The 13,834-nt window shown below is 51.7% G+C and carries 13 protein-coding genes and 1 tRNA gene; 12 read left to right on the top strand and 2 right to left on the bottom strand.

Going from position 1 to position 13,834, the window contains the following annotated elements; all coding sequences use genetic code 11:
* The first annotated feature begins 114 nt into the window (after positions 1 to 114).
* The 7 genes from ACYP03_RS23455 to luxS all read left to right on the top strand — a co-directional run bounded on the left by ACYP03_RS23455 (position 115) and on the right by luxS (position 7,712).
* A tRNA-Arg gene (locus tag ACYP03_RS23455) sits at positions 115 to 191 on the top strand.
* 156 nt (positions 192 to 347) lie between these two features.
* The gene (locus ACYP03_RS23450) at positions 348 to 1,298 is read left to right on the top strand and encodes an NADP-dependent oxidoreductase (RefSeq protein ID WP_459782288.1); all 951 of its coding nucleotides are present in this window, start codon (positions 348 to 350) and stop codon (positions 1,296 to 1,298) included.
* A gap of 3 nt (positions 1,299 to 1,301) precedes the next feature.
* Complete coding sequence (locus tag ACYP03_RS23445) at positions 1,302 to 1,724, top strand: YqaA family protein (RefSeq protein WP_330961937.1); 423 nt, start codon at positions 1,302 to 1,304, stop codon at positions 1,722 to 1,724.
* 30 nt (positions 1,725 to 1,754) lie between these two features.
* On the top strand, positions 1,755 to 4,607 hold the full coding sequence (locus ACYP03_RS23440; protein ID WP_459782287.1) for a M16 family metallopeptidase: 2,853 nt from the start codon (positions 1,755 to 1,757) through the stop codon (positions 4,605 to 4,607).
* A 190-nt stretch (positions 4,608 to 4,797) separates the two neighbouring features.
* Positions 4,798 to 6,387 (top strand): glutamate--cysteine ligase, encoded by a 1,590-nt coding sequence (gene gshA / locus ACYP03_RS23435; RefSeq protein WP_459782289.1) that lies wholly within the window; start codon positions 4,798 to 4,800, stop codon positions 6,385 to 6,387.
* A 139-nt stretch (positions 6,388 to 6,526) separates the two neighbouring features.
* Positions 6,527 to 7,141 (top strand): transglycosylase SLT domain-containing protein, encoded by a 615-nt coding sequence (locus ACYP03_RS23430; RefSeq protein ID WP_248144066.1) that lies wholly within the window; start codon positions 6,527 to 6,529, stop codon positions 7,139 to 7,141.
* 52 nt (positions 7,142 to 7,193) lie between these two features.
* Complete coding sequence (luxS, locus tag ACYP03_RS23425; RefSeq protein WP_330961940.1) at positions 7,194 to 7,712, top strand: S-ribosylhomocysteine lyase; 519 nt, start codon at positions 7,194 to 7,196, stop codon at positions 7,710 to 7,712.
* A gap of 85 nt (positions 7,713 to 7,797) precedes the next feature.
* Here luxS and ACYP03_RS23420 read toward each other — a convergent pair whose 3' ends face one another.
* Both ACYP03_RS23420 and ACYP03_RS23415 read right to left on the bottom strand, forming a co-directional pair.
* A complete protein-coding gene (locus tag ACYP03_RS23420) occupies positions 7,798 to 9,075 on the bottom strand; it encodes an HlyC/CorC family transporter (RefSeq protein ID WP_330961941.1) in 1,278 nt (425 codons plus the stop codon).
* Positions 9,076 to 9,215: 140 nt separating this feature from the next.
* Positions 9,216 to 10,010 carry a cytochrome C assembly family protein gene (locus ACYP03_RS23415; protein WP_248144071.1) on the bottom strand — a complete coding sequence of 265 codons (795 nt, stop codon included), beginning with the start codon at positions 10,008 to 10,010 and terminating at the stop codon, positions 9,216 to 9,218.
* Between the two features lie 272 nt (positions 10,011 to 10,282).
* Between ACYP03_RS23415 and ffh the strand changes: the two genes are divergently transcribed.
* The 5 genes from ffh (at position 10,283) to rplS (ending at position 13,794) form a co-directional block, all read left to right on the top strand.
* Positions 10,283 to 11,650: a signal recognition particle protein gene (ffh, locus tag ACYP03_RS23410; RefSeq protein ID WP_459782286.1), complete on the top strand. Its 1,368-nt coding sequence runs from the start codon at positions 10,283 to 10,285 to the stop codon at positions 11,648 to 11,650.
* Between the two features lie 170 nt (positions 11,651 to 11,820).
* Positions 11,821 to 12,072 carry a 30S ribosomal protein S16 gene (rpsP, locus tag ACYP03_RS23405; protein WP_027253536.1) on the top strand — a complete coding sequence of 84 codons (252 nt, stop codon included), beginning with the start codon at positions 11,821 to 11,823 and terminating at the stop codon, positions 12,070 to 12,072.
* A 27-nt stretch (positions 12,073 to 12,099) separates the two neighbouring features.
* Positions 12,100 to 12,633, top strand: a complete 534-nt coding sequence (gene rimM / locus ACYP03_RS23400) for a ribosome maturation factor RimM (protein WP_248144212.1) — start codon at positions 12,100 to 12,102, stop codon at positions 12,631 to 12,633.
* 26 nt (positions 12,634 to 12,659) lie between these two features.
* Positions 12,660 to 13,403 (top strand): tRNA (guanosine(37)-N1)-methyltransferase TrmD, encoded by a 744-nt coding sequence (gene trmD / locus ACYP03_RS23395; RefSeq protein WP_459782285.1) that lies wholly within the window; start codon positions 12,660 to 12,662, stop codon positions 13,401 to 13,403.
* Positions 13,404 to 13,440: 37 nt separating this feature from the next.
* Positions 13,441 to 13,794, top strand: coding sequence for a 50S ribosomal protein L19 (rplS, locus tag ACYP03_RS23390; RefSeq protein ID WP_036749250.1), 354 nt, complete (start codon positions 13,441 to 13,443; stop codon positions 13,792 to 13,794).
* The last annotated feature ends 40 nt before the right edge of the window (positions 13,795 to 13,834 follow it).

Raw genomic sequence — 13,834 nt, 5'->3', positions numbered from 1 at the left:
CGCTCGTAGCTCAGCTGGATAGAGTACCTGGCTACGAACCAGGCGGTCGGAGGTTCGAATCCTCCCGAGCGCGCCATCATTTCGTACCGTGATCGCATCACGAACACAATCTGCGCGTCCGTAGCTCAGATGGATAGAGTACCTGGCTACGAACCAGGCGGTCGGAGGTTCGAATCCTCCCGGACGCGCCATCTTTTTAAACCCGGCCTCGTGCCGGGTTTTTTTATACTCTGAACTTTTCAATCCCCCTCAATCCGACTGACCAGCGGCGCTGGTATTTCCGGGCAGAAAGCGGTAGTTTTGGCTGGCGTGAAGGAATTCCAACGGAATCAGAAGGAAAACAACACATGACATGTCAACAGCTTGCTATCTCGGCATTCGGCGATGCCAACTGTCTGAAATTGCAGTCTGCAACGTTATCCGCTCCGCAGGGAGAGCAGGTACTTGTGGCGATTGCATTTGCCGGAGTGAATCCGATTGATGCCAAAACCCGTGCCGGTCTGGGCTGGGCGGCGCAGCAGAACAAAGACAAACTGCCCTGGGTGCCTGGTTATGATATGGCCGGAACGGTTCTGGCTGTTGGCGAGGATGTGACGCAGTGGACAGTCGGACAGCGGGTTTGCGGGTTCATCGGTTTTCCGCTGGATGGCGGGGCATACAGTGAGCAGATTCTGGTTGAAGCCAGTTGCCTGAGTGAAGTGCCGGACGGCGTATCACTTGAACAGGCCGCAGCCTTACCGCTTGCCGGACAAACGGCCTGGCAGGCGCTGGAGAAAGCTTCAGTGAAACCGAAAGAGCGCGTGTTAATTCTGGCAGGGGCGGGCGGTGTCGGCCATCTGGCGGTGCAGCTGGCGCATGCGAAAGGTGCTGAAGTGCTGGCGAGCTGTTCGGCAGAAAATCTGGCGTTTGTTGCTGGCTTGGGGGCTGAAGCCGTGAATTATCAAGCCGGCGATCTGAAGACGCAGATCCAGCCTGTTGATGTCCTGATCGATCTGGTCGGCGGTGACGTGGGGATCGCTGCGCTTGCTTGCGTGAAACCCGGCGGACGTGTTGTGACCGTGCCTACCATCACAGCTGAAGCGGTTAACGCTTCTGCAAAAGTTGCCGGGTTGCATGCGCAGGGCATGCTGGTCTCCCCATCGGTGACACAAAACGAACACATGCTGGCGATGCTGGCAAAGGGAGAGCTGCGCATTCATGTTGCGGCTCAATTCCCATTGCAACAGGGGGCGGATGCCCATCGTCAGATTGAAACCGGCCGGACACGGGGCAAGGTTGTCCTGTCGATGAAAGGCTGAAGCATGGGATTGAGCTGGTCCGGAGAAGCCTTGTTGTGGGGGCTGTTTTTCTCCGGACTACTGAGTGCCACTTTATTGCCGGGCGGCTCGGAAGCGGGTCTGCTGGCAGCCCTCACACAGTCGTCATACCCGGCCTGGATACTGGTTGTCGTGGTCACTGCAGGCAACACTGTGGGCGGGATGGTGAGTTTTTATCTGGGACGTTGCTTTCCTGATAAAACTTCTGAAGAAAATCAGAGTCATAATAAAGCTGTCCGCTGGATAAAAAAGTACGGGTACTGGAGTCTGTTGCTGAGCTGGGTGCCCATTGTCGGTGATCCCCTCTGCCTGGCTGCAGGCTGGCTGCGAATGCGCGCCGGACTCTGTGCTTTGTTTATTCTGGCTGGCAAAGCTGCGCGGTATGCGTTGTTAGCGCTGCTGTTTTGATTGATAACCCTAAATAGAAGGAAGGCGAACGTGCAAAAGCGGATTCTGAGCCTTGTGTTGCTGGTCCTGAGCGGATGCAGTAGTCAGACGTCCCCCGAGCAGTCACAATCTTTGCCCGATGGTGTGCACTTTGTGGAAAGTGTATCGAATACCGGCAATGATGTGGTGATCCCTTATAGTAAGTACGTGCTGGATAACGGTTTGACCGTGATCCTTCATGAGGATGATTCGGATCCGCTGGTTCATGTGGATGTGACCTATCATGTCGGCTCAGCGCGCGAGCAGCTGGGCAAGTCCGGTTTTGCCCATTTCTTTGAACACATGATGTTTCAGGGGTCCAAGCACGTCGGCGATCAGGAGCATTTCCGCCTGATCACTGAAGCCGGAGGTTCGATGAACGGTACGACCAACCGGGACCGGACCAATTATTTTGAAACTGTGCCTTCGAATCAGCTGGAAAAAGTACTGTGGCTGGAATCGGACCGCATGGGATTTCTGTTAAGTGCGGTGTCTCAGCACAAGTTTGAGATCCAGCGTGCCACGGTGAAAAATGAGCGGGGCCAGCGTTATGAAAACACCCCTTATGGGCTGGTGAATGAACGTATCGGCGAAGCGCTTTTCCCGCGGCCCCATCCTTATTCCTGGCAGCCCATTGGTTATGTTGCAGATCTGGACCGGGTGGACGTCAATGATCTGAAAGCATTTTTCCTGCGCTGGTACGGACCGAATAATGCGACGCTGACAATTGGCGGCAACCTTGATAAAGCACAGACCCTGGCTTGGGTTGAGAAGTATTTCGGGGACATTCCGCGTGGTCCGAAGGTTGAGAATCCGGCCAAACAGCCCGTCACACTGAATACAGACCGTTTCCTGACGCTGGAAGATAATATTCGTCAACCGATGCTGATGATGGCCTGGCCGACATCTTATAAAGGCGCGAAAGACGATGCCTCGCTGGATATGCTGGCGAAAGTCATAGGTGGCGGTCAGAACAGCATGCTGTATCAGGCATTGGTGAAAACCGGCAAAGTTGTTGATGCCGGGGCTTATCACGATTGTGGCGAACTCGCCTGTACGTTGTATGTGTACGCGATTGGGCAGAGTGGCGAACAGGGCAAGCTGAATCAAATTTATGATGATGTCAGTACGGTATTGGGCAGTCTGGCACAGCGGGGAGTCAACCAGAAAGATCTGGATGAAATGAAGGGTATGGCGGAAGCGTCAGCCATCTTCGGCCTGCAAAGTGTTCACGGTAAGGTAGCGCAGCTGGCGGCCTATCAGACGTTCTACGGCTATCCGAACCGTCTGGGGACTGAGCTGAAAAATTTGCGTGATCTTCAGCCGTCGGATGTTGAAGCGGTGTACAAACGCTATGTTGAGAACAAGCCGAAAGTGGTGCTCAGCACTGTGCCGAACGGACGCACAGATATGGCTGCAGCCAAAGCGAACTATCAGCCTGCAGACCGAATTATTCCCGAGCACCAGCATCTGACAGACAACGAACTGAATTTGCGCGAACCGCAGCATGAAAGTTTTGACCGTTCGGTGATGCCGCAGCCTTCAGCGCCGGTAACAGCGAAGGTTCCAGAACTGTACCGCCTGAATCTGGCGAACGGGATTGAGGTGCTGGGCACCGATTACAACGAAACACCAACGGTTGAGCTACAGTTGGTGCTGCCTGCCGGTCGCCGCTATGAGCCTGCCGGAAAGAACGGACTGGCTGAACTGACCGCCGCCATGATGGCGGAAGACAGCCTGCGCAGCTCCTCTGAAGACCTGGTATCCCGACTGGATAAACTGGGCAGTACGATCAACTTTGACCCAGGCATGTACGGTACCGTCGTGTCCGTGACAACGCTGAAGAAATATCTTCCGGAAACCCTGGCGATCTTACAGGAGCGTCTGTTTGAGCCAGCCTTCAAAGAAGATGATTTTGCCCGTGTGAAACAGCAGGCGCTGGAAGGCCTGGTGTACGATCACCAGCGTCCGAGCTGGCTGGCCAGCCAGGCGACCCGGGAAGTTCTGTATGGCAAGACCGTCTTTGGCCGTCCTGCGGAAGGGACCATGGCGTCAATTCAGGGGATTACCCTCAATGATGTGAAAGCGTTTTATCAGCGTTTTTATACGCCAAACGGAGCGCAGATGGCGGTGGTCGGCGATATCCTGCCGTCTGAGCTCAAATCAGATCTGGCATTTTTGTCTCAGTGGCAAGGTGCCCCGGCGCCATCTTATGTGACACCGGTCGTTCCGTCTCAGACTCAGCCTGCTGTCTGGTTGATTGATAAACCGGGAGCGCCGCAAAGCGCAGTCCGTTTTGTCCGTCGTGGTCTGCCGTTTGATGCGACTGGCGAGCAGTTTGAGATCCAATTGGCGAACTTTAACCTCGCGGGGAACTTCAACAGCCGGATCAATCTGAACCTGCGTGAGGACAAAGGCTACACTTATGGTGCCGGCGGTTATCAGGTCGGTAACAAAGAAGTCGGCTCTTCTCTGTTTTATGCTGAGGTACGTGCAGATGTCACGCTGTCGTCCATTCAGGAAATGATCAAGGAACTGCAGAAGTACAGTCAGGACGGCTTGACGAATGAAGAGCTGGCCTTTATGCGCCTGGCGGTCGGGCAGCAGGAAGCACTGAGCTATGAAACGCCAAGTGATAAAGCAGATTTGCTGCGTCAGATCATGACATATCATCTGGACGATGACTTTGTGTCTCAGCGCAATACGCTGACGGCAACAATCAGCAAAGAGCGTCTGAATGCATTGGCTGAGAAGTGGTTTAATCCGGAAGACTATCAGATTATTGTGGTCGGTGATTCGGCGACATTATTGCCGCAGCTGAAAACGCTGGGACGACCTGTTCACCAGCTGACTCCAGAGCAATAATGACAGCATAATGATCTGATGATTCAGGTTATATTCAGTTGAAAATCCAAGCCGGCACCTGATGTGCCGGCTTTTCTTATGGTTGTTATTATCCCGCAGGAAACCCTTTTCTAAATCAACAATAATCATGGTAATCAACCAGAATTATGATTACCCTAGCTCCCCTGTGATAGAAAGAATTGAGAAGAGCCTGATGGATTTTTCGCAAAGGTTAGAGAGAGTGTCGGCGAACCCACAAGCGCTGACACAAATCGGGCGCGGCCTGGAACGGGAAGCGTTACGAATTACCCCGCAAGGCAAGTTATCCCCCCAACCCCATCCTGCAGGCCTGGGTTCGGCATTGACCAATCAGTGGATCACGACCGATTTTGCAGAATCTTTGCTGGAGTTTATTACTCCGGTATCAAGAAATGTCGACGAACTTCTGTCTCAATTGTCTGATATCCACAAATTCAGCTACAGCCAAATGGGCGAAGAGATGCTGTGGCCAATGTCCATGCCTTGTTATGTCGGTGATGAATCGGACATTCAGCTGGCTCAATACGGCAGTTCAAATATCGGCCGGATGAAAACACTGTACCGTGAGGGACTGAAACGTCGCTATGGCAGTGTGATGCAAATTATTTCAGGCGTGCATTTCAACTTTTCCTTTCCGGACAGCTTCTGGGAGCAGCTGTTTGGTGAGCAAAGCGACAGCGAACGCCAGGCGGCGGTATCCGATGCGTATTTTGCACTGATTCGTAACTATTACCGTTTTGGCTGGCTGATTCCGTATCTGTTCGGTGCTTCTCCTGCGCTCTGTGGTTCATTCCTGAAGCGGGATGCCGAGCATCTCAAGTTCAGCAAGACCGGAGCAGGTACTTACTTTCTGCCGCAGTCGACAGCACTTCGCCTGAGTGATCTGGGATATACCAATCATGCTCAGAGTGCGCTCAGAATTGGGTTTAATAGCCTGGAGCAGTATTTAGAGGGCCTGCAAAAAGCCATTCATACCCCTTCGGAAGAGTTCGCTGAAATCGGCGTCAAAGTCGATGGGGAACTGCGCCAGCTCAATACCAATGTGCTGCAAATCGAAAATGAATTGTATGCTCCGATCCGTCCGAAGCGGGTGACGCAAAGCGGTGAAAAACCTTCAGAGGCACTCAGTCGCTGCGGTGTTGAATATATTGAAGTGCGTTCACTGGATGTGAACCCGTTCAGCCCGATTGGGATCACTGCGGATCAGGTGCGTTTTCTGGATCTCTTCCTGATCTGGTCCGTGCTGTCGCCTTCAGATGAAATGAATGACGCTGAACTGGCATGCTGGCGTGATAACTGGAAAAAAGTTGTGCTTGGCGGCCGCGATTCAGAACTGCAGCTTCAGATTGGCTGCAGTGGGGAACGTTTAACCCTGGCTGAGTGGGCGAAGCATGTGTTTGCTGAACTGGAACAAGTCGCTATTGTGATGGACCAGGCTCACGGTGGTGATGCATACCAGCAGACGCTGACGAAACTGGCCGGTTGGATTGATAATCCAAATCTGACCTTATCTGCACAGGTGCTGCGCCAGATTGAAGCGCACGAAGGCATCGGTAATTTCGGTCTGGAGCTGGCTGTAAGACATGCAGAATGGTTGAAGGCGAATGGCTACAGCCGTTATTCTCTGGCTGAGTTTGAGCAGGAAGCCGCGGATTCTGTAGCGAAACAGCAGCAGATTGAACAGTCGGATGTGTTGTCTTTCGAGGCATTCTTGGCTGATTACTTTGCTGATCTGGAAGCGAATGCGTTTCGGGAAGCGTGAGCAGCGGATAAAAAAACGGGCAGCGACCTTGCTGCCCAATCAATAATTACAATTTCGCAGGGATGACGACAGTTTGCACTGCCAGTCATAGTATCAGACCTGCCATTTTCACTTTGGTTCCACTTCAGGGAATGAAAAAATGCTTTTGGCGAAAAAAAAATGGCTGGCGCTGATACTGTTGGCTTTGTTAACAACAGGTTGTGCGACATCACCACCCAAAAATCAGGCCAATTTATGTGATATTTTTCGGGAATACCCCGATTGGTATGAAGATGGATTGGCAATGGAAAAGCGTTGGGGCACCCCGATTCAGGTCGCCATGGCCTTTGTGCGTCAGGAAAGTGCTTTTCGTCATGATGCAAGACCCCCCCGTCCTTATGTCTTCGGCTTTATCCCCTGGTTTCGCAGCAGCAGTGCTTATGGTTATGCTCAGGCACAGGATCCCGCCTGGGAGGACTATCAGCGTGCGACAGGGAGTTGGGGCTCCCGCTCCAGTTTTGATGACTCGCTGATGTTCATTGGCTGGTATACCGCGGAAACACAGCGCCAACTGGGGATTTCCAAGTGGGATGCGTATCATCAGTATCTGGCCTATCATGAAGGACGGGGCGGATACAGCCGGGGAACTTACCGGAGTAAGCCCAATTTGCTGCAGGTATCCCGCAAGGTTGATCAGCAGGCGAAATCTTATGGCTGGCAGCTCAAGCAGTGCCGGCAGGAGCTCGAAGAGAATCGCAGCTGGTGGCCGTTCTGAATGAAGGTGGCTGGCTGAGCAACAGGAAAGACAGGCAAAGGAGAAGGATATAATGCCATTACTTGATAGCTTTACGGTTGACCACACCAAGATGCATGCACCGGCTGTGCGTGTTGCCAAAACCATGCAGACGCCGAAAGGCGACACCATCACCGTCTTTGATCTGCGCTTCTGCAGACCCAACCATGAGATTCTGTCTGAACGCGGAATTCATACGCTCGAACATCTCTTTGCCGGTTTCATGCGTGCTCATCTGAATTCCGATCAGGTCGAGATTATTGACCTGTCCCCGATGGGGTGCAGGACCGGATTTTACATGAGCCTGATTGGTGCTCCGGATGAGCAGCAGGTCGCTGACAGCTGGCGGGCCGCAATGGAGGATGTGCTGAAAGTTGCCGCTCAGTCGCAGATCCCTGAGCTGAATGAATATCAGTGTGGTACTTACAGCATGCATTCACTGGAAGAGGCGAAGCAGATTGCACAGGACATTCTGGATCGGGGTATCGATGTGAACAAGAATGAAGAGCTTGCACTGCCTGAGAGTATGCTTCAGGAACTGAAAGTGAAATAAGCTTTTCGGTGCCGGTTGGATGCAAATGAAAAAGCCAGCACTGAAATGCTGGCTTTTTCATTCTTAACGGACGCTATGAAGGCGATCAGCCGGTTTTGCGAAGCTGAGTCGGCAGAATTTTGACCTGTTTGATCATGTTGTCGGAGATTTCCACGATTTCCATCTGGTAGCCCGCCACAGACACACTCAGAATGCTGTCCGGAATATCTTCCAGGTGCTCCAGCAGCAGGCCGTTCAGGGTCCGCGGACCGTCAGTCGGCAGATCCCAGTTCAGGCTCTTGTTCAGTTCACGAATATTCGCAGTGCCTTCAATCAACAGGCTGCCATCACTCTGCGGAGTAATTTCTTCGGCCAGAGTCGGGGAGATTGAAGTGGTAAATTCACCGACAATCTCTTCCAGAATATCTTCCAGCGTGATCAGGCCCTGAATATCACCGTATTCATCCACAATCAGGCCAATTCGTTCTTTACGGCGCTGGAACTTCAGCAACTGGATATTCAGAGGTGTGCCTTCCGGGATGAAGTACATCTTATCCGCGGCCCGCAGCAGATTTTCTTTACTGAAATCGTTCTTATCCATCATCAAACGATACGCTTCACGTACCCGAAGCATACCGACAACTTCATCAATACTGTCGCGGTACAGGACAATCCGGCCATGGGCGGAGTGGCTGAGCTGGCGCACAATTGATTTCCAGTCGTCGTTGATATTGATACCGACGATTTCGTTTCGGGGCACCATCAAATCTTCAACTTTGACGTTTTCCAGATCCAGGATCGACAACAGCATGTCCTGGTGACGACGCGGGATCAGGCTGCCAGCTTCATTGACCACAGTACGCAGCTCTTCGGAGCTGAGCGGGGAGTCGTTCATGTTATCGACACGAAGACCCAGCAGACGCAGGAATCCATTGGTGATCCCATTGACGAACAAGACCAGCGGATACATCAATTTCATCAGCAGCTGGAGCAAGATACTGCTGGAATAGGCAACTTTCTCAGGATATAAAGCGGCCAGTGTTTTCGGAGTCACTTCTGCAAAGACCAGTACCGCCATGGTGAGCGCACCGGTGGCAATGGCGACACCGACATCGCCGTATAGACGCATGCCCAGAATGGTTGCGATGGCAGAAGCCAGAATGTTGACCAGGTTGTTGCCGATCAGGATCAGGCCAATCAGACGGTCCGGGCGATTAAGCAGTTTTTCAACTCGCTTTGCCCCGCGGTGTCCCTGGCTGGCCAGGTGACGGAGTTTATAGCGGTTGAGCGCCATCATGCCGGTTTCAGAGCCGGAAAAATATCCGGAGATCAGGAGCAGTAATACCAGAATGGAGAATAAGACTCCCGTGGATATATCGTCCAAAAAGCTAGTTCCTTGTATCGCGGTGAATTTGTACTCTGTACTGAATCTGAGTATGGGTGTCAAGTTCAGGCTGGCAATTATACCAGCCCATGGTCAACTTTCTTCATGCTTAAGCATGGATCCGGTTATCTGGATTGTCATTAATGACCGATAATGATTTCTTTCACGAAGCGGCTGCCGAAGTACGCCAGTGTCAGCAGGAAAGCACCAATCAGGCTGAACCAGATGACTTTCTTGCCCCGCCATCCCTGACGATAGTGTCCCCAAAGCATGACGCTGTAGACACACCAGGCCAGAATGGATAACACAGCCTTGTGCGTTTTGCCCTGTGCAAACATATCCTGCAGGTAAATAAATCCGGTGATAAGCGTGACTGTCAGCAGGACATAGCCGACCAGAATAATCTTAAACAGCTGGCGCTCTACCAGCATCAGCGGCGGCAGATTCGGGTTAAATGCCAGCTTCTTGTGTTTGAGTTTGTAATCGAGCCATGCCAGTTGGATCGCATACAGCGTCGCGATCATCAGGGTTGAATAGGCAAAGAGTGCCAGAGAAATATGGAACAGGACCTGCGGGTGAGATTCCAGGTGTGTAATAAAGGCGCCGGGCAGAATGGCAGCCGCGACCAGATTGATTGCCGCAAAACTGTAAATGACGGGCAGCAGGAACCAGAGCCGCATCCGGAGCATTGCCACTGTGGTGATCACTGAAATTATCAGGCTGATCAGGGAAGCGACATTGAGAATACTCAGGTTCTGGCCGACGCCGCCCAGAATCAGATCTTTCAGAAAAACGACATGCAGTACAATGGCCGCCGTAGCGCTGATCAGTACTGGTCGTGATTGAATGCCATTATTATGGCTCAGGCCGGGCACGATAAATGCCAGCGCCAGCAGATATAAACAAGCTGCAGAAAAGGCTATCAATATATCCATAACACCTGAAAAGTTCGTAACATCTGAAAAGATCGTAAATTAGGACTAGTGAGTATACCTTGTGAACGGATAGCACGACAATGATACAGGGGGATCAATCCTGTGGGACAGTGCGCACTTTCTGGTCCGGCTGCCTGTTTACCGGGACATCCGGCGCTGCTTTTGCACGGCAAAAGGTAAGATTTCTGACACAGGCAGCAGGTATGGCATGAAACCCGTTCACTGATTGCGGTATACTGGCACAAAATGAGTGCGTAACGAGCGAGTCACACATGTTTGACAATTTAACCGAGCGTTTATCGTCAACGCTGAAAAATATCAGCGGCCGTGGCCGTCTGACCGAGGACAACATCAAAGAGACCCTGCGCGAAGTGCGTATGGCATTGCTGGAGGCCGATGTTGCCTTGCCGGTTGTCCGGGATTTCGTCAAGCGCGTCAAAGAGCGTGCTGTCGGAACAGAAGTCTCCAAGAGTCTGACACCAGGCCAGGAATTTATCAAAATCGTTCAGGCGGAATTAGAAGCCGTCATGGGCGAATCGAACGAAGCTTTGGATCTGGCCAGCCAGCCGCCAGCTGTGATTCTGATGGCTGGTTTGCAGGGTGCCGGTAAAACCACCAGTGTGGGTAAGCTGGGTAAACTGCTGAAAGAGCGCCATAAGAAGAAGGTGCTGGTGGTGTCTGCTGACGTGTATCGTCCGGCAGCGATTAAACAGCTGGAAACGCTGGCAGCTGATATCGGCATTGATTTCTTCCCGTCTTCACCGGATCAGAAACCGGTTGTAATTACTGAATCGGCCATTGAGCACGGTAAGCGTAAATTCTACGATGTCGTGATTGTCGATACCGCGGGTCGTCTGCACGTCGACAGCGAGATGATGGACGAGATCATCGCAGTTCATCAGACGGCAAATCCGGTCGAAACCTTGTTTGTGGTCGATGCCATGACAGGTCAGGATGCCGCAAATACAGCCAAAGCCTTTAACGACGCTCTGCCGCTGACCGGTGTGATCCTGACGAAAGTTGATGGTGATGCCCGGGGTGGTGCGGCGCTGTCTGTCCGTCATATCACAGGTAAACCGATTAAGTTCCTGGGTGTGGGTGAGAAAACTGACGCACTGGAACCTTTCTATCCGGACCGTGTTGCATCCCGTATTCTGGGCATGGGCGATGTTCTGTCGCTGATCGAAGACCTGGAACGTAATGTCGATAAAGAAAAAGCTGAGAAGCTGGCGAAGAAGTTCAAAGAGAAGAAAGGCTTTGATCTGGAAGACTTCCGTGGTCAGCTGCAGCAAATGAAGAACATGGGCGGCATGATGGGCATGCTGGACAAGCTGCCGGGTATGTCTCAGTTGCCGGGCAATGTCAAAGATCAGGTCGATGACAAAGTCTTTGTACAGATGGAAGCCATCATTAATTCCATGACGGCAAAAGAGCGTGAGCGTCCAGAGCTGATCAAGGGTTCTCGCAAGAAGCGGATTGCATCAGGTTCCGGTACTCAGGTTCAGGATGTGAACCGTCTGCTGAAACAGTTCACCCAGATGCAGAAGATGATGAAGAAAATGCAGAAGGGCGGCATGAAGAATATGATGCGCCAGATGAAAGGTATGATGCCGGGTGGCGGCATGTTCCCTGGGCGCTAATTGCTTCAATTGCTTGTTTTTTAATCTCGGGTGAGAATTTTACTGGTGAAAAAGTAGCTAAAGCAGTTGCATTCGCGAGTTGAAAGAGTAAAATTCCGAGGCTTTATTTGGCACGGGCCCCGTTTTTATCGCGGGGCCGATTTTATTTACAGTAATGCAAAGAGGACGATATGGTAACCATTCGTTTGGCACGTCACGGCGCGAAAAAGCGTCCATTTTATCACATCGTTGTTGCTGACAGCCGCGCTGCGCGCGACGGTCGTAACATCGAGCGTGTAGGTTTCTTCAACCCACTGGCAACTGGTCAGGAAGAGCGTCTGCGTCTGGACCTGGACCGTGTAAATCACTGGGTTGGTCAAGGCGCAACTGTGTCTGACCGCGCAGCGAAGCTGATCAAAGATGCTGCTAAAGCAGCTGCTTAAGATTAGTGAATGGGTAGCAGAGAAGCAATGAGTTCACACAACCAAGACCACGTCGTTGTCGGTAAAATCGGTGCCACTTATGGTATCAAAGGGTGGCTCAAAGTTTTTTCCTACACAGAACAAGCCGAAAGCATTTTCGCTTATCAGCCATGGCTGATAAAGATGAAAGGTGAATGGCAGACCTTCCATGTGGAAGCATGGAAACGTCATGGTCAGGGATTAGTTGCCAAGTTGCAAGGCCTGGATGTCCGTGAAGACGCCCAGGTAATGACCAACGCGGAAATTAACGTACCTGCAGATCAATTACCGGCGCTGTCAGATGAAGAATTCTACTGGCGCGAATTGATGGGGATGACTGTTGTGACAATCCAAGGTTACGACCTGGGTAAAGTGACGGACATTCTTGAAACCGGTTCTAATGACGTTCTAGTGGTCAAAGCCAACCTGAAAGATGCTTTTGGACAGAAGGAACGTTTAATTCCGTTCCTCGATGAGCAGGTCATCAAGTCGATTGATCGCACTGCTCAACGGATCGAAGTTGACTGGGATCCTGGGTTTTAACCTTTTCAGTAAGAGCGAAAAGAACCATGCGGATAGGAATAATCAGCCTATTCCCTGAAATGTTCCGGGCTATTACTGAGTTTGGGGTAACAGGTCAGGCGGTAAAAAAAGGCCTCGTGTCTGTAGAAACGTGGAATCCCCGCGATTTTACGCACGATAAACACCGTACGGTTGATGATCGACCATACGGCGGCGGACCTGGTATGTTGATGATGGTGCAGCCTTTGCGCGATGCCATTCATGCTGCCAGAGAATCTGCTCAGGGCCGGGCGAAAGTGATTTACCTCTCTCCTCAGGGCCGTAAGCTGGATCAGGCGGGTGTTGAGGAACTGGCGCAGAACGAAGATTTGATCTTAATCTGCGGCCGTTATGAAGGGGTCGATGAGCGCATTATCCAACAAGAGGTAGACGAAGAATGGTCTATCGGAGATTTTGTGCTGACGGGTGGTGAACTGCCAGCCATGACCTTAGTCGATGCAGTCGTGCGGTTTGTGCCGGGCGTACTGGGAGACTTTGCGTCAGCAGAAGAAGATTCTTTTGCGAATGGTTTGCTGGATTGCCCGCATTACACACGTCCTGAAGTGTTAGACGGACAAGCAGTACCCCCGGTACTTTTGTCTGGAAACCATAAGGATATTCGCCGCTGGCGATTGAAACAATCGCTGGGTCGTACCTGGCTGAGAAGACCAGAGCTCCTGGAAAACCTAGCTCTGACTGACGATCAGGAGTGCTTGTTGGCGGAGTTTATCCGCGAATACCGCAAGCCATGAGTTAATTTAGTATCAGTTTATTCTAGGGTATATACCAATGAGTAATATCATCAAAGCTCTTGAGCAAGAGCAAATGAAAAAAGACCTGCCTGATTTTGCACCAGGTGACACTGTTGTTGTTCAGGTTAAGGTAAAAGAGGGTGAGCGTGAGCGTCTGCAGGCGTTCGAAGGCGTTGTTATCGCTAAGCGTAACCGTGGTCTGCACTCTGCTTTCACTGTTCGTAAGATCTCTAACGGTGAAGGTGTTGAGCGTGCATTCCAGGCTCACTCTCCAATCGTAGACAGCATTACTGTTAAGCGTCGTGGTGCAGTACGTCGTGCCAAGTTGTACTACCTGCGTGAGCGTTCTGGTAAAGCGGCTCGTATCAAAGAGAAGCTGGCCAAAAAATAATAACGCGACACGAAAGACGCGTATTGAGAAGCCCGCCTGA

This window comes from Photobacterium sp. R1 (genome assembly GCF_054600795.1).
Note: the sequence above shows the minus strand (reverse complement) of the source record. Positions and strands in the feature narration are given on the sequence as shown.

Bases quoted from the DNA above. Each gene is read 5' to 3' on its own strand.
- ACYP03_RS23450 (WP_459782288.1), top strand. From the start codon at position 348: ATGACATGTCAACAGCTTGCTATCTCGGCATTCGGCGATGCCAACTGT.
- ACYP03_RS23445 (WP_330961937.1), top strand. From the start codon at position 1,302: ATGGGATTGAGCTGGTCCGGAGAAGCCTTGTTGTGGGGGCTGTTTTTC.
- ACYP03_RS23430 (WP_248144066.1), top strand. From the start codon at position 6,527: ATGCTTTTGGCGAAAAAAAAATGGCTGGCGCTGATACTGTTGGCTTTG.
- luxS (WP_330961940.1), top strand. From the start codon at position 7,194: ATGCCATTACTTGATAGCTTTACGGTTGACCACACCAAGATGCATGCA.
- ACYP03_RS23415 (WP_248144071.1), bottom strand. From the start codon at position 10,010: ATGGATATATTGATAGCCTTTTCTGCAGCTTGTTTATATCTGCTGGCG.
- ffh (WP_459782286.1), top strand. From the start codon at position 10,283: ATGTTTGACAATTTAACCGAGCGTTTATCGTCAACGCTGAAAAATATC.
- rpsP (WP_027253536.1), top strand. From the start codon at position 11,821: ATGGTAACCATTCGTTTGGCACGTCACGGCGCGAAAAAGCGTCCATTT.
- rimM (WP_248144212.1), top strand. From the start codon at position 12,100: ATGAGTTCACACAACCAAGACCACGTCGTTGTCGGTAAAATCGGTGCC.
- trmD (WP_459782285.1), top strand. From the start codon at position 12,660: ATGCGGATAGGAATAATCAGCCTATTCCCTGAAATGTTCCGGGCTATT.
- rplS (WP_036749250.1), top strand. From the start codon at position 13,441: ATGAGTAATATCATCAAAGCTCTTGAGCAAGAGCAAATGAAAAAAGAC.